This window comes from Aliivibrio fischeri, from assembly GCF_009727955.1.
Lineage (GTDB): Bacteria > Pseudomonadota > Gammaproteobacteria > Enterobacterales > Vibrionaceae > Aliivibrio > Aliivibrio fischeri_A.
This window is the reverse complement of the sequence record NZ_WOBR01000008.1, coordinates 169,756-192,915: the sequence shown is the minus strand read 5'-3', so window position 1 is coordinate 192,915 and position 23,160 is coordinate 169,756. Positions and strand designations below refer to the sequence as shown.

Genomic DNA, 23,160 nt, shown 5'->3' with positions numbered 1-23,160 from the left:
GATTCTAAAATGACACATTATGATGTAGTTATTGTTGGTGGTGCGATGGCTGGAGCAACACTCGCTTTAGCATTAGAAAAAATGAATCAAGGGCGTCTTTCGATTGCGGTTATTGAAGCTGTCGAACCAAAACTTGATTCACACCCAGGCTATGATTCTCGAAGTATTGCTCTTTCTAATGGAACTGCGCAGCTATTGAAAGACATTGCTTTGTGGTCTGATATCGCACCGTTAGCAACACCAATAAAGCATATTCACATTTCAGATCAGCAACATGCAGGAATAACAGAGTTAACATCAAAAGAATTGAATGTTGATGATCTTGGTTATGTTGTTGAGCTTGCTGATATTGGTGATTTTTATCATAAGAAATTAATTAACTCTTCAGATATAGAATTTATTTGCCCAGCATCGGTTTCTCATATTGAGCGAGAGTTAGCACTGACTAAGATCACGCTTTCTACGGGAGAGATTATCTCTGCATCTTTAGTTGTTGCAGCTGATGGCGCTGAATCTACCACGTGCAAAAGCATGCAATTAGAGTCTGAAGTGTTTGATTTTGAACAAGTCGCTATCATTGCTAACGTGACAACAGAGATTCATCCTCAAGGAAAGGCATTTGAGCGTTTTACTGAGCATGGTCCTGTGGCTCTCTTGCCGATGTCTAATGGTCGCAGCTCACTTGTATGGTGTGTCACCCCAGAAGCATCGCAAGAAATATTAGACTACAGTGATGAGCAATTTTTAGCGCATTTACAAAATGAATTTGGCTGGCGCCTTGGTAAGTTAATAAAAACGGGTAAGCGAGCACATTATCCTTTGTTACTTCGTCGTCAAAAACAGCATATCTCCCACCGTTTTGCTGCTATTGGTAATGCGGCTCAAACTCTGCACCCGATTGCAGGTCAAGGGTTTAACCTTGGAATAAGAGATGTATTTTCATTAAGTGAATGTATTACTCAAGCTTCTCTGAATGGTCAAGACATTGGTGATTATTCGGTACTAGCTGAATATCAGAATCGACGAGAACCAGACCAACAGCAAACCATAATGATGACTGCGGGATTAATTTCTATCTTTGCAACTCATTCATTCCCAATGGTAATTGGACGAAATATTGGTTTATATGCGGTTGATACTTTCCGTTTTTTATTAAAACCCGTGACATTACGAGCAATGGGTAGAGTGAAAAGATAATTATGATGCAGAGTGTAGATATTGCGATTATTGGTGGCGGTATGGTTGGTTTAACTGTAGCTGCTGCATTAGAAAATAGTGGATTAAGAATCGCAGTCATTGAAAGCCAACTGCCTAAAGAGGAATTAGCCTCTTTACCTGATATTCGAGTTTCAGCGATCAGTCGAGCAAGTGAAAATATCTTAAATAATGTTGGAGCATGGCAGGGCGTTTTATCACGCCGAGCTGCACCATATACATCGATGCGAGTATGGGAGCAAGACAGCTTTGCTAAGATTGAATTTGAAGCAGAGGACATCGCTCAGCATAATTTAGGGCATATTGTTGAAAACCGAGTTATACAGCTTTCTCTTTTGGATAAAATTTCAAAACAAGAAAACGTCACATTATTCGCGCCAGAACGATGCTCTAATATTATGTTTGGCGAAAGTGAAGCTTGGATTAATTTAGAATCAGGTAAAGCCATTACCGCAAAGCTGGTGGTTGGTGCTGATGGTGCAAATTCATGGTTACGTAATCAGTTAGATATTCCTTTAACACATTGGGATTACGGTCATAGTGCTCTGGTTGCAAATATTCGAACGGTTGATGTTCATGATGCAACTGCTCGCCAAGTATTTAGACCTGAAGGGCCGCTTGCATTTTTACCATTAGGTGAACCGAATTTAAGCTCGATTGTATGGTCTATTGATCCCTTACAAGCTGAAGATTTAGTCTCTATGCCTGAAGAAGATTTCAATAAACGGTTAACCACGGCATTTGATAATCAACTTGGATTATGTTCTGTTGAAGGTGTTCGTCAAGCATTTCCACTAAAGATGCGTTACGCCAAAGATTTTGTTCGTGAGCGAGCAGTACTGGTCGGTGATGCAGCACATACGATTCACCCTTTAGCAGGACAAGGTGTGAATCTTGGACTTGCAGATGCTGCAGCATTAGCTGAAACGATTTTAGCGTTACAAAATGAAAATAAAGACATCGGATTAAAAGTTAATTTACGTTCTTTTGAGCGATGGAGAAAAGCAGAAGCTGCTCAAATGATTGCCTCTATGCAAGGATTTAAAGAATTATTTTCTGGAAGTAATCCAGTTAAAAAGTTTATTCGAGGTGTGGGTATGTCTTTAACTAATGAGTTATCTCCCGTTAAAGATGAGTGCTTAAAAAGAGCGTTGGGTTTATCTGGACACTTACCAGAAATAGCCAAAAAATAGTATTTAGAAAAAACAAAAAAGGTAGCGCAATGCTACCTTTATTTTAATAAGCCATTTTCAACCGAGTTATTTCTGAGTTAATTTCTTTTACCATTTTATAGTGCTCACGCTCCGCTTCGGTAGGAGCAACTAATCGACCATCTTTAAATCGAAATTCGCCAATGCCATGAATATGAATCTTTCCATTAAATAGTCGACTAATATGTTTCGCAATCATGCTCGGTGCATAGTGCTTAAAAAATCGCATCACATTATCCTTCAGTGATTAAAACAAACGAGCTTTTATGCTCTGGATAGTATTATAACCAAATTTATGTGACATATATGTTGCATAAATGGGATAAGGTGAGGTGGAGCATATTATCAATATTTTAATATGCTGATATTTGATCTTTATCTAGATAAAAATATTAAAAAAAAGCCCGAAACAGAGTTCGGGCAAACAGTCACAGATGCATTTCCAATATATATAGGTATATTGGAGTAAATTGTTTGGAGTTAAACAATTTATGCGCTCTTTCGTAAGAAAAGAACATAAATAAAATAACTAAAAATTAACCAAAATGCTACTTATTCATAAAAAATAAATAATAATTCACTGATTGGTGGGGTTTAATGAGTAGCAGATCAAATTAGCTATGTAAGAATGTAAATTAATCTAATTCTCGACACAGAGAAGCTAGAGTCGGTTGACATAAATAGCATAAATCAGCGAGTGCAATTTCAAGTCCAGCCATTCGATCACCGCTAGATATATTAACAAGTTGATACTTTTGGAAATGAGAGTCTAGAAATATAGGTATAGAAGCGGTATTAATAATTGGATTTATAGTACCGATATCAAAACCTGTAATCACTTTAACATCACTAGCTGTAACACAAGTCATGCGCCTGCAATTGAGCTGCTGGCGAACTTTTTTTGGGTCGACTTGTTGATCTCCAGGAACGCAAGCTAAAGCTAGTTGGCCTCCCATATCTCGTAAAACTATCGTTTTAACCATCTGAGATGGAGAGACGCCACGCTGTTCTGCTGCATCTTGAACACTGATTGCGGGTGTTTTATGTGGAAGTATTCGATAAGGGATCTGCTCTTTATCAAGCAGATCCATCACAGGTGTTTGAAACTTACTCATCATCAAGTGTGTAAGGTAATTCTACTTTTTCCCAGATAGATTCTTGAAGTTTGAATTGTGTATCTTCATCTAAATCATTTGGAAGGATTGCTAGAGCAAGGGTATAACCATCTTCAAAACGGTATGCAGAAACAATGGTTCCGCCTTTACGCCAATTTTCACCCACGCTACGTTCAATAGCATCGCCAGCGCATGGTAATGTCTCTGATTGGCCTGAAAGCAAGTACATCGCACGTTTGTTTATACCACGATATTTTGCTCTTGCTACGGTTTCTTGGCCTGTATAGCACCCTTTTTTAAAGCTAATTCCATTGATGGCTTGTAGATTTAATGCTTGAGGAATATGTTCGTTACATAGTTGAGCGTCTATTTGCGGTAAGGCATGTTTAATATGGTGCAAAGACCATATAGCCTCATCGCATAATGTAGCTTCTGATAATAAAGAAAGAAGTTCTTCTTTTTTATCACCAGTTGTTACTAATAGCCATTGTGTATCGCTAATTTTGGCAAACGTACCAAATTTAGATACTCGGACGTTGGTATTTGAATCAGTATGTTGATCTATCCACTCAAGAGCTTTATCACCAGTAAAGCCAAGTAAAATATCATTACTAATTGAAATATCTACTTTAGAAAATACAGCGTATTTTTTTATTTCAGTCAATTCTGTTTCGATAGCACTTTTACGCTGAAATAAAGCGTAGCCATCATTATGATGAAATAGTTGGAAGATACTCCATAATTTCCCTTTTGCATCACAATGTCCACCAAAGGTGATCTCATCTTGAGCTAAAGAAACAACATCGCAAGTAACTTGACCTTGTAGGTATGATTTTTTATCAGCACCAACCATTGTGATTAATGTCCAATCATTTAATTCAGAGACAGTAAAGCTTGGTAACTGGTCATCTTTATTTAAATTTAATGTAGGGAATAGAGTACTCATCATAAAATTCTTATTTAAGTTAGATTATGTTCTTTATAGTAAATGCCTAAATTTTAAATGTCAGTAAAAAGAAACAAGTAGTTTCATGTCGCATCTTCTTAATCTTATGACTTTAGATCATGGTTGTCGTTGAAATAGACTGATAAACTCAAGGCCGTTATTTTATTTTTTACGCTAGGGGACAGTATGTACAGTGCCGAAGAAAAAGCACGAGTTAAGTGGGCTTGCCGTCGTGGAATGCTGGAATTAGACGTGGTAATAATGCCATTCTTTGATGAATGTTTTGAAGAGCTTACAGAAGCTGAACAACAAGCTTTTGTTTCATTGTTAGAGTGCGATGATCCTGATTTATTTACATGGATTATGGGACATGGGCGCAGTGACAATCTTGCTCATGCATCTATGGTAGATAAAATCGTTGAGCACAACCTCAGCAAGTTACGTTAAAATAACGCTGAACTTCTCTTATATCGCCTATCTTTTCCTAAATGGTAGTTATTTCTGCTTTGGATGGGCGATATTATTGATGGGGATAATCCCATTTCCAATCCTTCCCCTGTTTTTTTACTTCATTTATAAACAAGTGAACGCTACTTACCATCAACTATTAGAGTTGCAAGGTAGCTATACTTTTTCAAAGAAAGAAACCGATGATCATCGTGATTGGCTTGTGAAACGGGTACTGTGGAATAGTCGCTCATTAAGCATTATTTATGCTGAAAATGCTTATGCAAAGCAGTACTTTTATTTATTTTCAGATGCGATAGATAAAAAAAAGCACCATCAATTAATGGTGCTCTTAAAGTAGTCATGTTGTCGTTATTAAATAAACCTGGTTAGCGCTTACTTAAAGTTGGTTGGCACTAAAATAGTAGGACCGGACTCTTCCAATGCTTCTGGGTAGTCAAGTGTATAGTGTAAACCACAACTTTCTTTACGTTTCATTGCACAACGTACCATCAATTCTGATACATCTAATAGATTTCGTAGTTCAATTAAGTTATTAGAAACTCTGAAATTACTATAATAATCATGAGTTTCTTGTTTTAGTAACTGAATACGACGCAGTGCACGCTCTAAACGTTTATCAGTACGAACGATACCCATGTAGTCCCACATGAATAGACGCAATTCGTGCCAGTTATGCTGAATAACCACTTCTTCATCAGAGCATTCAACTTGGCTTTCATCCCATGCTGGTAATGTTGGTGGTAGTTCGCGTTTATCCATATCTTTAATAATATATTCAGCCGCTGACCAAGCATATACAACACACTCTAATAATGAGTTTGATGCTAAACGGTTTGCACCATGAAGGCCGGTGTAACTTACTTCGCCAATGGCAAATAAACCATCAATATCGGTTTGGCCTTGTTTATCAACCATTACACCACCACAAGTATAGTGAGCAGCAGGCACAATAGGGATTGGCTCTTTTGTCATATCAATACCAAATGAAAGCAGTTTTTCATTAATGGTAGGGAAATGATGGTGAATGAAGTCTTCAGGCTTATGACTGATGTCTAAATACATGCAGTCTGCCCCTAAACGCTTCATTTCATAATCGATAGCTCGAGCTACAACATCACGTGGAGCAAGTTCACCACGCTCGTCGAAATCTGGCATAAAACGAGTACCATCTGGACGGCGTAAATAAGCACCTTCACCACGTAATGCTTCTGTCATTAAGAAGTTTCGTGCATCAGGGTGGAAAAGACAAGTTGGGTGGAATTGGTTAAATTCTAAGTTAGCAACTCGACAACCAGCACGCCATGCCATTGCAATACCGTCACCTGAAGATACATCTGGGTTTGATGTATATTGGTATACTTTAGATGCACCGCCAGTGGCTAAAATAACGAATTTGGCACGAACGGTTTCAACGTGTTCTGCATCACGGTTCCAAATATAAGCACCAACCACTTTATCCGCATCACCACCAATTTTATCTTCAGTGATTAAATCCAACGCATTGTGGCGTTCAAAAATAGTAATGTTTGGATGGTTAAGCACATTTTCTTGCAGTGAATTCTGCATTGCTTTACCTGTCGCATCTGCAGCATGCAAAATACGACGGTGGCTATGCCCACCTTCACGAGTTAAATGGAATTTAGGATCGGAGATATCGGTTTCTTTTTCATCATCGTGATCAAAAGGAACGCCGCCATCAATTAACCATTGAACGCAATGTTTTGCGTTTTCTGCTATAAATGTAACGACATCTCGGTCACATATGTGTGCGCCTGCTACAAGGGTATCTTCAACATGTGATTCAACGGTATCACTTTCATCAAATACAGCAGCAATGCCGCCTTGAGCGTAATAGGTTGAGCCTTCATTTCGAGGGCCTTTACTTAAGACGATCACCTTTCCATGTGGTGCGACTCTAAGGGCAAGAGAAAGACCAGCAGCACCACTGCCTATGACTAAAACGTCACAACTGTGTTCATTGGTTATGTTCATATATTCATCATTTTCCTGTGATAATCCGATCATTTTACCAGAATCTATCCGGTTGCGTCACATTTTGGAATGGAATCTTAAATATCAAGAATAAAAGTTCGTAAATATCAGCAAAAAGGATTTTAAAGCCTCATGGATTGATATAGATATATTAAATTGATAAAAAAATGTAATAATAAAGGAACTTTCTAAGAATTAGAAACTCATACATAGTGCTCAAGTTAATCGTGGTATAGCTGGTTCATTATAAGCTATTGCGTTATGTAGACTTAATGCGCATCTAAGAAGAATAACATGGGAGTACCCGCTCCAATGAGTGAGCAGTTAACAGATCAAGTTTTAATTGAGCGTGTTCAACGTGGCGATAAACAAGCATTTAATCATCTTGTTGTAAAATATCAAAACAAAGTATGTAACCTTGTTGCTCGTTACGTAAAGAACAGTGGTGATGTGCCTGATGTAGCCCAGGAAGCGTTTATTAAAGCGTATCGTGCGTTACCAACCTTTCGTGGGGACAGTGCATTTTACACTTGGTTGTATCGCATAGCAGTCAATACAGCTAAGAATTACCTTGTTGCTCAAGGACGCAGACCGCCAGCATCCGATGTTGATGCAGAAGAAGCGGAATATTATGAAGGGGCAAGTGCATTAAAGGAAATCACGAACCCAGAGAATTTATCGTTGTCAGAAGAGTTAAGAGAAATCGTCTTTTCAACAATTGATGGATTGCCAGAAGATTTAAAAACAGCAATTACATTACGCGAGCTAGAGGGCTTAAGTTATGAAGAAATTGCTGCTGTAATGGAGTGTCCGGTTGGTACGGTTCGTTCTCGTATTTTCCGAGCTCGTGAAGTTGTTGAGAAAAAAATCCAACCGCTAATGCAGCGTTAATTATTTCCAACGGTCAAACGGTGAAGACAATGACTGATAAAGAACAAATATCTGCGTTTATAGATAATGAAGAAATGGACAATGCGTTCATTGAATCCTTATCAAACAGTGAAAATGCAGAGACTTGGAAAAATTACCATTTAATTGGTGATATTATGAGAGGCGATGCGCCTGACAGCAAAGAATGGAATATTGCTGCCAACGTTGCTCTCGCTCTTGAGGATGAACCCGCTCATTCTATGAATGATACGGTGACGGAGTTTATGCCGTCGCAACCTACACCAAGTGAAGCAAAGAAGACATTACCTAGTTGGTTAACTCAATTTGGCCAAGTAGCTATGGCAGCTTGCTTCTCGTTGGTTGTTATTGTTGGTGTTCAACAATATAACGGTTCAGAACCAAGCGCAATTCCTGCAAGTGGGGATATTCAAGTACTTGATACCATTCCATTTAGTGGCAGTGCTGAACCTGTGAGTCTAACGCGTGATTCATTAGTGAATAAAACGTCAAATGAAGCGGATGTAATGGAGCAACGTAAACGTATTAATGCGATGCTACAAGATTATGAATTACAACTTCGTTTGAATGCTCACGATGGTTCGATTGATAGAGAGCTATTAGAACAAAATTCAACATTGGCAGAATAGATGAAACGTATCCTGATCAGCTTTATTGCATTGGTCAGCTTCTTTCCAATAATGGCCTCAGCTGAAGAAAAACCTTCTGCTGAGGCTTTGTTGCATCTGATGGGAGAGGCTAGCCATAATTTAAATTATGAGCTTTCTTATATTTTAGTTAAGAAAAGTAGCATAGAACCTTTTATGTATCGTCACTCGCATTCAGAGAATATGACATTGTCTCACTTGGTTTATCTCAGTGGTTCAATGCGTGAGGTTATACGTAGAAATAATGAGATCAGTTACTTAGAGCAAGGCAGTAAGCCGTTTACGATTAAATCAGAGGCGATTGTTGCGCCTATTATTCCTCTTTTGCATAAAGATATTGCGAAATTAAAACAATATTATGATTTTGTATCGGTAGGTCGAGCAAGAGAAGCGGGTACGGCATCTCAAGTGGTACGAATTGTTTCAAAAGACGGTAATAGATACTCTTATATTGTTTGGATTGATGAACGTAGTCATCTCCCTATGCGTACTGACTTAGTTAGTCGAGAAGGTGACATTATTGAACAGTATCGTGTTATTTCTTATACCGTAAATGACCAAATTGCGACGTATATGACACAACGATTAGGTGATGCTGAGTTACCTAAGGTACTTTCTATTCCGAGTTCGACAAGTGATAAAGCTACGTGGGAAGTGACATGGATACCGAGTGGATTTAAAAATATTCACTTCAATCGTTATCGTTTAGCTATGAACCAAAGAGCGGTGGAAAGTCAGATGTATTCTGATGGTCTATTTAATTTTTCAGTTTATATATCAGAAGCCGATAAACTCAGTCATAAAGAACAACTTGTCCGTCAAGGTCGCCGTTCATTACATAGTTATATTAAAGGCGATTATGAAATCAGTGTTGTTGGTGATATTCCAGCATTAACAGCTAAACGTATTGCTGAATCAGTGGTTTTTAGTGAATCAAAACCAATTATTGAGGATAAGTAATCAAAATGATGACTGCATTAGCTACCGTTCTTGAAGTACAAGAAGACATTGTAGTAGTGGGATGCCAACAAAAAACAAGTTGTAACCATTGCTCATCAAAAGACTCTTGTGGAACAGGGATTGTTTCTAAAGCACTACCAGGAAAAGTCCATCACTGGGCTTTTCATACAGAGAAAAAATTATCAGTAGGCCAATTGGTTGAAATTGGTCTACCTGAAAAGAATTTATTGCAGTCTGCTGCTATTGTTTATTTAACACCACTTCTGTTTTTATTGCTTGGTGCGTTATTGTCTGAATGGTTTTTAAGTCCAATGATTGGGCTTGGAGAGTTAACAACAATTGTTGTATCGGCTTTATTCGCGCTTGGTGGTTACCAATTAGCAAAAAGACTTTCTCATCATATTGAGCAAAAAACAGAGCAACAAGTTAGCTTACTCAGAGTGCTAGGAGAGCCCGTTTCCGACACAAACTTGGGAAATGCTGCACGATAAGATAGCGACTTGCTCAGAAATTGGGTAGAATCCCACAACTTGATCTCACGATCCAATCCTATTAACTAATTGAGTTTGTCACATCATTCATGAAGCACATTCGTAATTTTTCTATTATTGCCCATATCGATCACGGTAAATCGACACTATCTGACCGCCTAATCCAAGTTTGTGGTGGCCTGTCAGACCGTGAAATGGCAGCGCAAGTTCTTGATTCAATGGATCTAGAACGTGAACGTGGTATCACCATCAAAGCCCAGAGTGTGACGCTCGACTACACGGCTAAAGATGGTGAGACTTATCAACTAAACTTTATCGACACACCTGGACACGTTGACTTCTCTTACGAAGTATCGCGTTCACTTGCTGCCTGTGAAGGTGCGCTATTGGTTGTCGATGCGGGTCAAGGTGTAGAAGCACAGACTCTAGCAAACTGTTACACAGCTATCGAAATGGACTTAGAAGTAGTGCCAATCTTAAACAAGATTGACTTACCTGCGGCAGATCCAGATCGTGTAGCTGAAGAAATCGAAGAGATCGTTGGTATTGATGCAACAGACGCAACGCGCTGTTCAGCAAAAACAGGTTTAGGTGTTGATGAAGTTCTTGAAACTATCGTTAAATCAATTCCTGCACCAGAAGGTGACCCTGACGCACCAACACAAGCACTTATTATCGACTCATGGTTTGATAACTACTTAGGTGTTGTTTCTCTAGTTCGAATCAAAAATGGTTCACTGAAGAAAAATGACAAGATCAAAGTAATGAGTACTGGCCAAGTTTGGGGTATCGACCGTATTGGTATCTTCACTCCAAAACAAATCGATACTGATGTATTGAATACTGGCGAAGTAGGTTGGGTTGTTTGTGGTATCAAAGATATTCTTGGTGCTCCAGTAGGTGATACATTGACACACGCTAAAGGCGGGTGTGAAGAGCGTTTACCTGGTTTCCAAAAAGTAAAACCACAAGTATATGCAGGTCTGTTCCCTGTATCTTCTGATGATTATGAAAACTTCCGTGATGCGCTTGGTAAATTAAGCCTAAACGATGCATCACTTTTCTATGAGCCAGAAAGTTCAGCGGCACTTGGTTTTGGTTTCCGTTGTGGCTTCCTTGGTATGCTTCACATGGAAATCATTCAAGAGCGTCTTGAGCGTGAATACGATCTTGACCTCATCACTACAGCACCAACCGTAGTTTATGAAGTGGTACTAAATAACGGTGATTTACTGTACGTAGATAGCCCATCAAAACTGCCAGCAGTTAACGATTTAGATGAAATTCGTGAACCAATTGCTCGTTGTAACATCTTAGTACCAGCAGATTATTTAGGTAACGTAATTAGCCTATGTGTTGAAAAACGTGGTGTACAAGTTGATATGGTTTATCACGGTAACCAAGTTGCACTGACTTACGATATTCCAATGTCTGAAGTTGTTTTGGACTTCTTTGACCGTTTGAAATCGACATCTCGTGGTTATGCATCACTGGATTACAACTTCCAACGTTATGAAGCATCAAACATGGTTCGTGTAGACGTATTAATCAATGGTGATCGAGTAGATGCATTAGCTATCATTACTCACCATGATAATGCACAAGGTCGCGGCCGTCTGTTGGTTGAAAAGATGAAAGAATTCATCCCTCGTCAAATGTTTGATATCGCGATTCAAGCAGCAATTGGTGCTCACATTATTGCGCGTTCAACAGTTAAGCAACTACGTAAAAACGTAATTGCAAAATGTTACGGTGGTGATATTAGCCGTAAGAAAAAACTGTTGAAGAAGCAGAAAGAAGGTAAGAAACGTATGAAGCAGATTGGTAATGTTGAATTACCACAAGAAGCTTTCCTTGCGATTCTTCATGTAGGTAAAGATTAATTTTCTGATTTCTGAATCCTCAGAGTTCTGTAAATTTAAGCTTTATTACAACTCAAAGAAAGCGATGATCCATGGTCTTCGCTTTCTTTGTTATGCAACACTTAACAACCGAAGGGAATGTAATGGCTAACACTTTTTCACTGATATTGGTTCTAGTAACCCTGTTTACTGGTGTTATTTGGGCAATTGATAAATTCGTATGGGCACCAAAGCGTAAGCAAAAAATTGCAGCAGCACGTGAACAAGCGAATGGACAAGTTGATGAGGCAACACTTGAAAAAGTAGCCCCACAACCAGCGTGGATTGAGCAGTCAGTCTCTATTTTTCCTGTAATTGGTATTGTTTTAGTGTTGCGCTCATTTATTTATGAGCCGTTCCAGATCCCATCCGGTTCGATGATGCCGACGTTATTGGTTGGTGATTTTATCTTGGTTGAAAAATTCTCTTATGGAATTAAAGACCCTGTTTGGCGTTCACAACTTGTAGAAACTGGTAAACCAGAACGTGGTGATATTGTGGTATTTAAATATCCACCACAGCCAAATATCGACTATATTAAACGTGTAGTTGGTGAACCTGGTGATACCGTTATCTATAGCTCATCTAAGCAATTGTGTGTGAAACCAAAAGGCGAAAGCCAATGTAACATCATTCCATTAACGAATATGAAAGACAGTGAATTCATGCAAGATCGCACTAATTTAGTTCAATATACTGAGCAATTAGCGAAAGATACAACGCATGATATTTTGGTTAACCCTATGCGTTCAGATCGTGTGTCGATGTATCAACCTCGACCAGGTTACAACGAATGGGTAGTACCAGAAGGTAACTACTTTGTGATGGGCGACAATCGTGACAACAGTGCTGACAGTCGTTATTGGGGATTTGTTCCTGAAGCGAACTTGGTTGGCAAAGCGGTCGGGATCTGGATCAGCTTTGAATTTGACCGTGGTAGCGATAGCATGCTGCCTTCCTTTATTCCTACTGGTGTTCGTTTCAATCGCATCGGTGGCATAGACTGATTAAAAATATATGAATTCTTCACTACAACGCTTAGAAAAGAAAATTGGCTATCAATTTAAAGATGAAAGTTTTCTTAAGTTAGCACTGACTCACCGTAGCGCTAATGGTACACACAATGAACGTCTAGAGTTTTTAGGCGACTCGATTTTGAGCTTTGTTGTTGCAGATGATTTGTACCACCGTTTCCCTAAAGTGGACGAAGGTGATATGAGTCGTATGCGTGCAACATTAGTTCGTGGTCATACATTAGCAGAGCTTGGTCGTGAGTTTCAGCTAGGTGATTACCTATACTTAGGTCCTGGCGAATTAAAAAGCGGTGGTTTCCGTCGTGACTCTATTTTAGCGGATGCGGTAGAAGCAATTATCGGCGCTATCTATTTAGATAGTGATACTGAAACAGTACGTGGCATTATTTTATCTTGGTACAACACTCGCCTTGAATCAATTGAACCTGGCGTATCTCAAAAAGACCCGAAAACACGTCTTCAAGAGTACTTACAAGGTCGTCGTAAGCCATTACCAACGTACACAGTAACTAAAATTAAAGGTGAAGCTCATAACCAAGAGTTCACTATTGAATGTATCGTGGCTGGCTTGGATAAGCCGGTTATCGGAAAAGGAAGCAGTCGCCGCAAGGCAGAACAGTCGGCTGCTGACATTGCATTAGGACAACTTAACTAATGTCAGATGAAAAAGAATTTGATTTAGACGCGTATTTCGCATCAGAAGGAAAGTCAGAAGTAGTAAGTGACAACCAACATTGTGGTTTCATTGCTATTGTTGGTCGTCCAAACGTAGGTAAATCAACGCTTCTTAACCAAATTTTAGGTCAGAAGATTTCGATTACTTCACGTAAGCCTCAGACTACTCGTCACCGTATTATGGGTGTTGATACTGATGGTGATTATCAAGCGATTTATGTTGATACTCCGGGGCTTCATATCGAAGAAAAACGAGCGATTAACCGTTTAATGAACCGTGCTGCAAACTCATCGTTAAGTGATGTGAATTTAGTATTATTCCTTGTGGATGGTACTCACTGGACTCCTGATGATGAAATGGTTCTAAACAAACTGAAGAAATCTGAATTTCCGACAGTATTGTTAGTGAATAAAGTTGATAACGTTAAAGATAAAAAAGACGTAATGACTCACTTGCAAGAAATGACGGAGAAAATGGATTTTGTTGATGTTGTGCCAATTTCAGCAAAAACAGGCTCTAACGTAGATGTGGTTCATAAGCTAGTTCGTGAGCACTTGCCTAAAGCGGTTCACCACTTCCCTGAGGAATACGTAACTGACCGTTCTCAACGTTTCATGGCATCAGAAATTATTCGTGAGAAATTGATGCGTTTTACTGGTGAAGAATTGCCTTATTCAGTAACCGTTGAAATTGAGCGTTTTGATTACAATCCAAAAATGGATGGTTTTCATATCAATGGTTTGATCCTTGTTGAGCGCCATGGCCAGAAAAAAATGGTTATCGGTAAGAACGGTGAAAAGATCAAAACTATTGGTCGCGAAGCTCGAATCGATATGGAAGGTTTATTTGACCGTAAAGTGTATTTAGAGCTTTGGGTTAAAGTGAAATCTGGATGGGCTGATGATGAGCGAGCACTTCGTTCTCTAGGTTACATCGACGATTTATAGAAAAAGCAGGGTTCAGATCGGTCGCAAGCTCCCTTAAAGGGTTCAGAAGAGCCGCGGTAGGCATCGAGTCTTACCGCGGCTCTTCTGAAATCTGCAAGCGAAGCGATCTGAACTCTTATTTATAGGTAAGAAACGTGGAAGAAGGCTTACAACGCTGTTTTGTCCTGCACCGTAGACCATATAGTGAAAGCAGTCTAATTTTAGATGTGTTTAGCGAAGAGTATGGCCGTTTATCTATTATATCCAAAGGGGCGAGAAGTAAACGCTCTAATTTAAAAGGCGTACTACAAGCCTTTACCCCATTGTTAATGAAATGGTCAGGTAAAGGATCCATGCGCACGCTGCGACAAGCTGAAACCATCAGCTTAGGCATTCCTCTTACTGGCATTAATCTTTACTCAGCAATGTACATCAATGAACTATTGGTGCGAGTTGTAGAGCAAGAAACCCCATATCCAGCCCTTTTTCTTGATTATCTCACCGCTTTAACTGAATTAGCTCAAAGTACCAATCCTGAACCTGCGTTGCGACGTTTTGAATTGGCTTTATTATCAGCAATGGGTTATGGCGTTGATTTTTTACATTGTGCAGGCAGTGGTGAAATGGTTTCTCCTGAAATGACTTATCGTTACCGTGAGCAACAAGGTTTCATGGCGTCCATTCGTCATGACCCTTTAATGAGCTTTAAAGGTAATGAGCTCATTGCCATTAGTGAGCGACGATTTACAACACCAGAACAATTAAAAGCGGCAAAACGCTTTACACGTATAGCCTTAAAGCCGTATCTTGGCGGTAAGCCCCTAAAAAGTAGGGAACTGTTTCTTCCTAGAACAAGGAGTATTCTAAAATGAGTTCAATTTTACTTGGCGTTAATATCGATCACGTAGCAACCCTTCGAAATGCGCGAGGTACTAAATACCCAGATCCTGTACACGCTGCAGAAATCGCTGAACGTGCTGGTGCTGCTGGTATTACGATTCACTTACGTGAAGATCGCCGTCATATTAAAGATCGAGATGTACGTATTCTGCGTGAAACGCTGCAAACTCGAATGAATTTAGAAATGGCTGTCACAGATGAAATGGTTGGAATCGCTTTAGAAACTAAGCCTGAATTTGTTTGCCTTGTTCCTGAAAAACGTGAAGAGTTAACCACAGAAGGCGGCCTGAATGTGTCAGGCCAGTTAGAAAAAGTGAAAGCTGCAACTCAAAAGCTGACAGAAGCGGGCATTAAGGTATCCTTGTTTATTGATGCTGATAAAGAGCAAATTGATGCGGCTGTTGAATGTGGTGCACCTTTCATTGAGCTCCATACTGGCGCTTATGCTGATGCAGAGACAGAAGAAGCACAGCAAGATGAGCTGAAGAAGATTGCAGCTGGTGCAAGCTATGCAGCAAATAAAGGGCTTATTGTTAATGCTGGCCATGGTTTGACTTACCATAATGTAGAAGCCATCGCAGCATTGCCTGAGATCTACGAACTAAACATTGGTCACTCAATTATGGGACGAGCGATGTTTGATGGTTTAGAAAAAGCAGTCGCTGATATGTATCGTATTATGCTAGGTGCTCGCAAGTAATGGCAATTGTTGGTCTAGGTACTGACATTGCAGAGATCGAAAGGGTTGAAAAAGCCCTTTCACGTTCAGGAGATGCGTTTGCAGAGCGCATTTTAAGTCAGTCTGAATTTGAAAAATATCAAGAGTTAAAACAGAAAGGGCGTTTTTTAGCTAAGCGTTTTGCTGCTAAAGAAGCGGCATCAAAAGCATTAGGCACAGGCATTGCTCATGGTGTTACTTTTCATGATTTTACGATTTCAAACGATGAAAATGGCAAACCAATGTTAACTTTGTCAGGAAAGGCGTTAGAGCTTTCCCAAAAAAGTCATATTGCGAATATTCATCTTACTATTTCTGATGAACGTCATTATGCAGTAGCAACCGTAATCTTCGAATCTTAAAATAAAACCAACTTAACTTACGGTTAGGTTGGTTTTATCATTTAATCAGACGTCCAGTTATTTATTGCTTAATAGCAGATTTGCATCTTTAGTTACTTTTTCCATTTCATCCTGCAGCTCAAACAACTCTGGTTCAATATCAGCGATAGTTTGATGTTGTCGCAATGACGTTTCAATTAAATTACAAAGTTGCTTCAAGCGTGGGACACCACAGTATGAGCTACTGCCATGTAGCTTATGAATATAATGGCAAAGTTCCTCTTCAGAAATATCACTTTCTAACGCCTTATCAACCCATTCGTTTACTTCAGGAATGAAGTCAATCAACATCTGTAGCATTTCTTGTGCAAGATCTTCTTTACCTGCTGATTGTTTTAATGCTGCTTCCCAATCGATACTGCCCATGACTTTATCATTGGCTTCTTCAACATGAAGCTCAGGGATTGCATCAGCTAATATTGTTATTTTTTCAACATCGCTATTGTCCGTTAATGGACTCCAGTGAATGATCACTTGTTGTAAAACATGCTCTTCGATTGGCTTAGTTAAGTAGTCATCCATACCTTCGCTAATTAAGCGTTCACGCTCACCTTCCATCGCATGTGCAGTAACAGCAACAACTGGTGTTTGTGCGTTTAGTGCTGTTTTACGTATTTCTTTACATGCCATTACCCCATCCATTTTAGGCATTTGGATGTCCATGAGAATAATGTCGAAGTGTTGTTCTGTTGCTTGTTGGACTGCATCTAAACCATTATCACAAGTAATAACCGTTTCTACTTGCTCACTTAATAGTGCTGAAATCAGTTTTAAGTTAGCTGGGTTATCATCAACAGCCATGACTTTAATTGGTAATTTTTGCTCTTCAGAAGCATGAGCCATTAAATCCGGTAGCTCAGGTACAGGTTGCAGATCTTTTTCAACGAGTAGGGCATCGAGTAGTTTTTTCTTCGCAAACGGTTTTGATAAGCACGTAATATGTGAGAACTGATTCAGTTCATCAGTCAGAGCAAGCTCGGTACTTGGTAGACCAACAATAATCGTTGAGCAGTGAGCTGAAAGTTGAGATGTCATCTCTTGGATCGTTTCAATACTCGGTTTTGAGTTCGAGCTTAAACTGATCAATGCGTAGTCATGTGGTTCAATAATCTCAGGTAGCGTTGAGCGATAAGTCACAAAGACGCCATGGCTAATAAACTGTTGTTGTAAAATAGAAGCCGATTGCATATTTGGTTCGATAAGTAACAGCTTTTTCTTCTCTAGCTGAGTAATATCATGATCATTCAGCATTGGTAGATCAGTCGGATGCATTCTTATCGTGAACCAGAATGTTGAACCTTGGTGCAGACGACTACTTAACCCAATTTCACCGCCCATTTGAGAAATCAGTTTTTGGGTAATGACAAGACCTAAGCCTGTACCGCCATAACGACGAGAAATACTGGCATCTGCTTGGCTAAATGCTTGGAAGAGTTGCGCCTGTTGGCGTTCAGAAATACCAATACCCGTATCGCGAACCACAAACTGCAAATCCACATAATCGTCAGCTAAATGTTTGAGTTCAACCGAGATATCAATGTTGCCTTTTTCGGTAAATTTAATCGCATTACCCACTAGGTTATTGAGCACTTGTTGAATGCGTAATGGATCACCAATTAAGCCTGATGGTACACGTTGATCAATTTTTAAGGTGATCTCTAGCCCTTTTTCGTGAGCGCTTGGTGCCAATAAGCTAACGACTTCATCAAGACTATCTTGGAAATCAAATGGCAGGTTTTCTAGCAGTAATTTACCCGCTTCCAGTTTAGAGAAGTCTAAGATATCGTTAATAATTGTCAGTAAGTTATTGGCTGAACGTTCAATAGTTTGTAAGTAATCTTGTTGGTTCTCTGATAATGACGTTTTTAGCATTTGTCGAGTAAAGCCAATCACACCGTTAAGCGGCGTTCTTAACTCGTGCGACATGTTTGCTAAGAATTCAGATTTTACTCGCGCAGCTTCTTGAGCGCGTTTTTTCGCAATATCTAACTCAACGTTTTGAATCTCTAGTTGTTCTAAAGTTTCACGAAGATCAGACGTTGCTTGGTCAATACTTTGTTGCATTTCAACATGGTATTCAGATAAAGAAATAGCCATGGCGTTGATACCATTTTTTAGAGTATCTAATTCACCATGTAGTTTATTTTCAATACGAACATCTAAATGACCACGACGTATCCTATCAACTACACTAACCATATGTGAGATAGGCTGAGTAACATCTTGCATTAAACGATAAGCAAAAACACCAGACAAGCCCAAACCTAAAGCAAGAACGAGTAGCGCAGAGAATATCTCTTGGTATTGCTGTAAACGTAAGCTAGAAAGATCAAGTTCAATGGCAATATAACCTAATGGCTCATTGATATGAGATGAATCGAAGTTGGCAGAGAACTTACCTTCAGGAAGAATAGGGGTTCTTAAAATCAGAGATTCTTCTTGAAAGGAAATATCAAGAAGTAATGGAATGGGTTTATCTTTAGGGAACGTTAAGCTTTCAAAGTTTGGATGAAAGTTAGAAGTAACAAAAAGCTCATGATGCTCATCAAATACGGCAATACTACGAACAATATTGGAATGCTTTCTGTGAGCGTAACTAATTAAACGACGAACCGCTTCTCGGTTTTTTCCTGTCATTCCGTATTCACTAGAAATAGCAAGAGGTTCAATAATACTTGTGCCACTAGAGATTAATTGATTCTCTAAGTCATTGTATCGGTTCATGGTAAAGAAACCACTCAGCAGTAACCCGATAATTAATGTAGGCGCTAATGTTAGCGTTATGACTCGTGCACGTAGGCCGTATTTTTTCATATAAATTCGATTCGTTTAACTTCCTTGAGGGCGTAGCTTAATCAACTTAGAGGCTAAGCTCAATTATTCTCTGTCGAAAGCGCAAGATAGAACGTAAATCAAGACTGCATCTTCATATGGTTTCGGTATAATGGAGCTAATTTTTGTAAACCAGGCAGTAATAATGGCGCAATTCTTCAAACCGAAAAAGAAAGCTTCTGTAAACACAAAACATCAATCAGTTGATGTGGTTCGATTAGATCACAACGGAGCTGGAATTGCTTTTGTTGATAAGAAACCCGTGTTTATTGAGGGAGCATTGCCTGGTGAAAAAGCGATCATTCAGTTTATTGAGCAAAAGAAGCAATTTTCTCGTGCAAAACTGATTAAGTTAGCGCAGAAAAGTGAAAAGCGACAAACACCAATTTGTCAGCATTATCATGAATGTGGTGGGTGTAACTTACAGCATTTACAACATGAAGAACAAATTGTAGCGAAAAATGAAAAGCTGCAAGAACTGATGAAAAAGCAAGGTGTCTCACAAGGTGAGATGGTTCAGCCTATTATGGGTGAGGAACTGAGTTACCGTCGTCGAGCTCGCATCAGTTTAATGATCAATAAACAAACCAATCAGCTTGATTTTGGTTTTCGTAAAAAACAGAGTAAGGCAATTGTAAATGTTCGCCATTGCCCTGTTCTTGTTCAAGAATTAGATCAACATTTAGAATCATTATTTACTTTATTAAATCAGTTAAAAGGTAAGAAAAACCTAGGTCATGTTGAGCTTGTACAAGCAGATAATGGCAGTGTTTTACTTATTCGTCATGTGGCAGATTTTAATGAGAAGGATCAGCAAGCAATAGTTAATTATTGTGAAGAACGCAATTTGATCCTATATCTAATGCCTGAAGCGGATGTATTAAATCATGTTCGTGGCGAAGAACCATTTTATCTTATTGATGGCACCAAAATTTATTTTACGCCGAAAGATTTCATTCAAGTAAATCGTAACGTCAATGAACAAATGGTAGAGCAAGCTTTATCTTGGTTAGATTTAAATGAAAACGACAGTGTATTGGACTTATTTTGTGGGTTAGGAAACTTTAGTCTGCCATTAGCTAAAAAAGTAAAAACAGTGGTAGGTATTGAAGGGGTTGATGACATGGTTCAGCGCGCAAAACTGAACGCTGAAAGAAATCATCTTTCTAATGTGTCGTTTTATCAAGCTAACTTAGAAGAAGAGGCTAGCGATCAAGTGTGGGCTAGCACAAAGTTTACAAAAATTTTACTGGATCCTGCCAGAGCAGGGGCTGCAGGTGTGATGGAAACTGTGGCAAAATTAACGCCTCAAACCGTGGTTTATGTTTCGTGCAACCCAGCAACACTTGCACGCGATAGCCAATTACTTATTCAACACGGTTTCAAGCTTACTAGGCTAGGTATGCTTGATATGTTCCCTCATACAGGGCATTTAGAATCTATGGCATTGTTTGAACGTTAACTCACTCTTGAGTTCGTTAGGCGGGATCAAAAGAATTACAGATTAGAGAATTAATAGGAAACGGACATGGTCGCAGTTCGCGGAGCACATCTAAAGGAAAATGAAACGTTCGAGTTAGCTGAATGGATAGACAGCCTCGAACAAGATAAATCCACTTCAAAAAAACTGACAGAGGTTTACCAACATTGTCAGGAATTAGTGGCGTCCCATGAAAATGGTCAGCTATTATTATGGCGTGGCCGAGAGATGATTGAAATTTTAATCACTCTGAGTATGGATAAAGCCACCTTGGTTGCTGCACAACTTTTCCCATTGGTGTCGAGTGGTCTTCTAGATAAAGAAACCCTCACAGAGCATTACAGTAAAGAAATTGAAAAACTCATTGAGGGCGTCGAAGAGATGGACTCAATTGGACAATTAAATGCAACCGTAGGGCCTGAGTCAGCATCAAACCAAGTCGATAATATTCGTCGTATGCTACTGGCTATGGTGGATGATTTTCGTTGTGTGATCATTAAATTAGCTGAACGTATTTGTAATTTACGCGAAGTGAAAAATGAGCCAGATGAAGTGCGTCGTGCTGCTGCGAAAGAGTGTAATAATATTTATGCTCCGCTTGCCAACCGTCTAGGTATTGGTCAATTAAAGTGGGAAATTGAAGATTACTCTTTCCGCTACCAACAACCGGATACCTATAAAAAAATCGCGAAACAACTTTCAGAACGAAGAATTGTTCGTGAGCAATATATCCATGATTTTGTCACTGATTTAAGTGATGAGATGAAAGTATGCAATATCAATGCAGAAGTAAGCGGTAGACCTAAACACATCTACAGCATTTGGCGAAAAATGCAGAAGAAAAGCTTAGCCTTTGATGAGCTTTTTGATGTTCGAGCTGTTCGAATTATTGCTGATAAACTGCAAGATTGTTATGCGGCTTTAGGTGTTGTTCATACCAAATTTAAGCACCTACCAAGTGAGTTTGATGACTATGTGGCAAACCCAAAACCCAATGGTTATCAATCTATTCATACTGTTGTTCTTGGTCCTGAAGGTAAAACCATAGAGATTCAGATTCGTACCAAGGATATGCATGAAGATTCAGAGTTAGGGGTTGCTGCTCACTGGAAATATAAGGAAGGTCCGGGTAGTAACAGCCGTAGTGGTTATGACGAAAAAATCACATGGTTACGTAAGTTACTTGATTGGCAAGAAGAGATGTCTGATTCGGGCGAAATGCTGGATGAACTTCGTAGCCAAGTATTTGATGATCGTGTTTATGCCTTTACCCCCCGTGGTGATGTGGTCGACTTACCTATGGGAGCAACGCCACTCGACTTTGCCTATCATATTCACTCTGAAGTAGGACATCGTTGTATTGGTGCTAAGGTTGGTGGACGTATTGTTCCTTTCACGCATCAATTATCAATGGGTGATCAAGTTGAAATTATCACTCAAAAAGAGCCGAACCCATCACGTGATTGGTTAAACCCAACATTGGGCTTTGTTAACTCGAGTCGTGCTCGCGCTAAGATTAATGCGTGGTTTAGAAAGCAAAGTCGTGAGAAAAACCTAGATGCCGGTAAAGAGATCCTTGAAGTTGAATTAGCCAAAATTGGCGGAACATTAAAAGACGCAGAGCGTTATGCTTTGAAGCGATTCAATGTAAATTCAACCGATGAGCTTTTTGCTGGGATTGGTAGTGGTGATCTGCGTATTAACCAGATCGTAAATCACATCAATGCGTTAGTGAATAAGCCGACAGCAGAGCAAGAAGATCAAAAAGCACTTGAGCAACTGCAAGAATCAGAGGCAAAAGCGCAAGCTCAGGCGCAAGCACAAAGCAAACAACGTAAAGATGCGGTTGTGGTTGAGGGGGTTGATAACTTAATGACGCATTTAGCGCGTTGTTGTCAGCCAATTCCGGGTGACCCAATTGCGGGATATATTACACAAGGTCGTGGTATTTCAGTTCACCGCAGTGATTGTGATCAGCTGAATGAACTTCGTCATCATGCATCAGAGCGTATAATTGATACGGTTTGGGGAAGTGGCTTTGTTGGTTCTTATATTCTGACTTTACGTATTACAGCAATGGATCGAACTGGGTTATTAAAGGATCTGACGACTCTATTTGCTAATGAAAAAGTTAAAGTGTCAGGCATGAAGAGCCGCAATGATTACAAGAAGCAGTTAACGATCATGGACTTTGATCTTGAGGTCTTTAATGCCGATATTGTTGGTCGATTAATTACACGAGTTGAACAAGTTAAAGATGTAATGGAAGCAATTCGCTTATCATAATTGTCATAGAGAAAATAAATTAACTGTTTTATCAATAAGATAGATTAAA

22 protein-coding genes are annotated in these 23,160 nt (G+C 39.3%); 17 read left to right on the top strand and 5 right to left on the bottom strand.

The window, feature by feature from the left end:
* Positions 1-9: 9 nt before the first annotated feature.
* Positions 10-1,197, top strand: a complete 1,188-nt coding sequence (gene ubiH, locus GNP81_RS12675; protein ID WP_196587325.1) for a 2-octaprenyl-6-methoxyphenyl hydroxylase — start codon at positions 10-12, stop codon at positions 1,195-1,197.
* Between the two features lie 2 nt (positions 1,198-1,199).
* Entirely contained in the window at positions 1,200-2,408 is a 1,209-nt protein-coding gene (locus GNP81_RS12670; protein ID WP_155673378.1) for an FAD-dependent 2-octaprenylphenol hydroxylase, read from the top strand.
* Between the two features lie 43 nt (positions 2,409-2,451).
* Here GNP81_RS12670 and GNP81_RS12665 read toward each other — a convergent pair whose 3' ends face one another.
* From GNP81_RS12665 to ygfZ, 3 genes are all read right to left on the bottom strand, one after another.
* Positions 2,452-2,655 carry a DUF1107 domain-containing protein gene (locus GNP81_RS12665; RefSeq protein WP_005420739.1) on the bottom strand — a complete coding sequence of 68 codons (204 nt, stop codon included), beginning with the start codon at positions 2,653-2,655 and terminating at the stop codon, positions 2,452-2,454.
* A gap of 406 nt (positions 2,656-3,061) precedes the next feature.
* Positions 3,062-3,544, bottom strand: coding sequence for an aminoacyl-tRNA deacylase (locus tag GNP81_RS12655; RefSeq protein WP_155673377.1), 483 nt, complete (start codon positions 3,542-3,544; stop codon positions 3,062-3,064).
* Positions 3,534-4,490 carry a tRNA-modifying protein YgfZ gene (gene ygfZ, locus GNP81_RS12650; RefSeq protein WP_155673376.1) on the bottom strand — a complete coding sequence of 319 codons (957 nt, stop codon included), beginning with the start codon at positions 4,488-4,490 and terminating at the stop codon, positions 3,534-3,536. Before ygfZ ends, GNP81_RS12655 begins: the two co-directional genes overlap by 11 nt.
* Positions 4,491-4,673: 183 nt before the next feature.
* Here ygfZ and GNP81_RS12645 point away from each other — a divergent pair, with 183 nt between their 5' ends.
* Complete coding sequence (locus GNP81_RS12645) at positions 4,674-4,934, top strand: FAD assembly factor SdhE (RefSeq protein ID WP_012533480.1); 261 nt, start codon at positions 4,674-4,676, stop codon at positions 4,932-4,934.
* Between the two features lie 79 nt (positions 4,935-5,013).
* Complete coding sequence (locus GNP81_RS12640) at positions 5,014-5,295, top strand: hypothetical protein (RefSeq protein ID WP_196584916.1); 282 nt, start codon at positions 5,014-5,016, stop codon at positions 5,293-5,295.
* Between the two features lie 35 nt (positions 5,296-5,330).
* Here GNP81_RS12640 and nadB read toward each other — a convergent pair whose 3' ends face one another.
* Positions 5,331-6,950, bottom strand: coding sequence for an L-aspartate oxidase (gene nadB, locus GNP81_RS12635; protein ID WP_005420727.1), 1,620 nt, complete (start codon positions 6,948-6,950; stop codon positions 5,331-5,333).
* Positions 6,951-7,262: 312 nt separating this feature from the next.
* On the opposite strand from nadB, the gene rpoE reads away from it, so the two are divergent.
* From rpoE to acpS, 11 genes are all read left to right on the top strand, one after another.
* A complete protein-coding gene (gene rpoE, locus GNP81_RS12630; RefSeq protein WP_005420724.1) occupies positions 7,263-7,841 on the top strand; it encodes an RNA polymerase sigma factor RpoE in 579 nt (192 codons plus the stop codon).
* A gap of 29 nt (positions 7,842-7,870) precedes the next feature.
* The gene (locus tag GNP81_RS12625) at positions 7,871-8,488 is read left to right on the top strand and encodes an RseA family anti-sigma factor (protein ID WP_155653063.1); all 618 of its coding nucleotides are present in this window, start codon (positions 7,871-7,873) and stop codon (positions 8,486-8,488) included.
* Positions 8,489-9,466 (top strand): sigma-E factor regulatory protein RseB, encoded by a 978-nt coding sequence (gene rseB, locus GNP81_RS12620; RefSeq protein ID WP_005420722.1) that lies wholly within the window; start codon positions 8,489-8,491, stop codon positions 9,464-9,466.
* 5 nt (positions 9,467-9,471) lie between these two features.
* Positions 9,472-9,957: a SoxR reducing system RseC family protein gene (locus GNP81_RS12615; protein ID WP_155653062.1), complete on the top strand. Its 486-nt coding sequence runs from the start codon at positions 9,472-9,474 to the stop codon at positions 9,955-9,957.
* 89 nt (positions 9,958-10,046) lie between these two features.
* Positions 10,047-11,840 (top strand): translation elongation factor 4, encoded by a 1,794-nt coding sequence (gene lepA / locus GNP81_RS12610; RefSeq protein ID WP_005420718.1) that lies wholly within the window; start codon positions 10,047-10,049, stop codon positions 11,838-11,840.
* Between the two features lie 122 nt (positions 11,841-11,962).
* Complete coding sequence (lepB, locus tag GNP81_RS12605; RefSeq protein WP_005420716.1) at positions 11,963-12,865, top strand: signal peptidase I; 903 nt, start codon at positions 11,963-11,965, stop codon at positions 12,863-12,865.
* A gap of 10 nt (positions 12,866-12,875) precedes the next feature.
* Entirely contained in the window at positions 12,876-13,547 is a 672-nt protein-coding gene (rnc, locus tag GNP81_RS12600) for a ribonuclease III (protein ID WP_005420714.1), read from the top strand.
* Positions 13,547-14,515: a GTPase Era gene (era, locus tag GNP81_RS12595; protein ID WP_005420713.1), complete on the top strand. Its 969-nt coding sequence runs from the start codon at positions 13,547-13,549 to the stop codon at positions 14,513-14,515. The genes rnc and era overlap by 1 nt, the downstream gene beginning before the upstream one ends.
* Before the next feature lie 134 nt (positions 14,516-14,649).
* Complete coding sequence (gene recO / locus GNP81_RS12590) at positions 14,650-15,366, top strand: DNA repair protein RecO (protein ID WP_005420710.1); 717 nt, start codon at positions 14,650-14,652, stop codon at positions 15,364-15,366.
* A complete protein-coding gene (pdxJ, locus tag GNP81_RS12585; RefSeq protein ID WP_155673375.1) occupies positions 15,363-16,094 on the top strand; it encodes a pyridoxine 5'-phosphate synthase in 732 nt (243 codons plus the stop codon). Before recO ends, pdxJ begins: the two co-directional genes overlap by 4 nt.
* Positions 16,094-16,474 (top strand): holo-ACP synthase, encoded by a 381-nt coding sequence (acpS, locus tag GNP81_RS12580; RefSeq protein WP_155669908.1) that lies wholly within the window; start codon positions 16,094-16,096, stop codon positions 16,472-16,474. The genes pdxJ and acpS overlap by 1 nt, the downstream gene beginning before the upstream one ends.
* Before the next feature lie 57 nt (positions 16,475-16,531).
* On the opposite strand, the gene barA is transcribed toward acpS, so the two are convergent.
* Positions 16,532-19,327 carry a two-component sensor histidine kinase BarA gene (gene barA, locus GNP81_RS12575; protein ID WP_155673374.1) on the bottom strand — a complete coding sequence of 932 codons (2,796 nt, stop codon included), beginning with the start codon at positions 19,325-19,327 and terminating at the stop codon, positions 16,532-16,534.
* A gap of 163 nt (positions 19,328-19,490) precedes the next feature.
* On the opposite strand from barA, the gene rlmD reads away from it, so the two are divergent.
* Both rlmD and relA read left to right on the top strand, forming a co-directional pair.
* Positions 19,491-20,807 carry a 23S rRNA (uracil(1939)-C(5))-methyltransferase RlmD gene (rlmD, locus tag GNP81_RS12570; RefSeq protein WP_196587324.1) on the top strand — a complete coding sequence of 439 codons (1,317 nt, stop codon included), beginning with the start codon at positions 19,491-19,493 and terminating at the stop codon, positions 20,805-20,807.
* Positions 20,808-20,873: 66 nt separating this feature from the next.
* The gene (relA, locus tag GNP81_RS12565) at positions 20,874-23,111 is read left to right on the top strand and encodes a GTP diphosphokinase (RefSeq protein ID WP_155656458.1); all 2,238 of its coding nucleotides are present in this window, start codon (positions 20,874-20,876) and stop codon (positions 23,109-23,111) included.
* Positions 23,112-23,160 lie beyond the last annotated feature (49 nt).

Excerpts from the sequence above, each read along its gene's own strand:
- pdxJ (WP_155673375.1), top strand. The coding sequence starts at position 15,363 with ATGAGTTCAATTTTACTTGGCGTTAATATCGATCACGTAGCAACCCTT.
- barA (WP_155673374.1), bottom strand. The coding sequence starts at position 19,327 with ATGAAAAAATACGGCCTACGTGCACGAGTCATAACGCTAACATTAGCG.
- relA (WP_155656458.1), top strand. The coding sequence starts at position 20,874 with ATGGTCGCAGTTCGCGGAGCACATCTAAAGGAAAATGAAACGTTCGAG.
- ygfZ (WP_155673376.1), bottom strand. The coding sequence starts at position 4,490 with ATGATGAGTACTCTATTCCCTACATTAAATTTAAATAAAGATGACCAG.
- GNP81_RS12640 (WP_196584916.1), top strand. The coding sequence starts at position 5,014 with ATGGGGATAATCCCATTTCCAATCCTTCCCCTGTTTTTTTACTTCATT.
- rlmD (WP_196587324.1), top strand. The coding sequence starts at position 19,491 with ATGGCGCAATTCTTCAAACCGAAAAAGAAAGCTTCTGTAAACACAAAA.
- GNP81_RS12655 (WP_155673377.1), bottom strand. The coding sequence starts at position 3,544 with ATGATGAGTAAGTTTCAAACACCTGTGATGGATCTGCTTGATAAAGAG.
- GNP81_RS12670 (WP_155673378.1), top strand. The coding sequence starts at position 1,200 with ATGATGCAGAGTGTAGATATTGCGATTATTGGTGGCGGTATGGTTGGT.
- GNP81_RS12645 (WP_012533480.1), top strand. The coding sequence starts at position 4,674 with ATGTACAGTGCCGAAGAAAAAGCACGAGTTAAGTGGGCTTGCCGTCGT.
- rseB (WP_005420722.1), top strand. The coding sequence starts at position 8,489 with ATGAAACGTATCCTGATCAGCTTTATTGCATTGGTCAGCTTCTTTCCA.
- rnc (WP_005420714.1), top strand. The coding sequence starts at position 12,876 with ATGAATTCTTCACTACAACGCTTAGAAAAGAAAATTGGCTATCAATTT.
- lepB (WP_005420716.1), top strand. The coding sequence starts at position 11,963 with ATGGCTAACACTTTTTCACTGATATTGGTTCTAGTAACCCTGTTTACT.
- acpS (WP_155669908.1), top strand. The coding sequence starts at position 16,094 with ATGGCAATTGTTGGTCTAGGTACTGACATTGCAGAGATCGAAAGGGTT.
- ubiH (WP_196587325.1), top strand. The coding sequence starts at position 10 with ATGACACATTATGATGTAGTTATTGTTGGTGGTGCGATGGCTGGAGCA.
- nadB (WP_005420727.1), bottom strand. The coding sequence starts at position 6,950 with ATGAACATAACCAATGAACACAGTTGTGACGTTTTAGTCATAGGCAGT.
- GNP81_RS12665 (WP_005420739.1), bottom strand. The coding sequence starts at position 2,655 with ATGCGATTTTTTAAGCACTATGCACCGAGCATGATTGCGAAACATATT.
- rpoE (WP_005420724.1), top strand. The coding sequence starts at position 7,263 with ATGAGTGAGCAGTTAACAGATCAAGTTTTAATTGAGCGTGTTCAACGT.
- GNP81_RS12615 (WP_155653062.1), top strand. The coding sequence starts at position 9,472 with ATGATGACTGCATTAGCTACCGTTCTTGAAGTACAAGAAGACATTGTA.
- era (WP_005420713.1), top strand. The coding sequence starts at position 13,547 with ATGTCAGATGAAAAAGAATTTGATTTAGACGCGTATTTCGCATCAGAA.
- lepA (WP_005420718.1), top strand. The coding sequence starts at position 10,047 with ATGAAGCACATTCGTAATTTTTCTATTATTGCCCATATCGATCACGGT.
- GNP81_RS12625 (WP_155653063.1), top strand. The coding sequence starts at position 7,871 with ATGACTGATAAAGAACAAATATCTGCGTTTATAGATAATGAAGAAATG.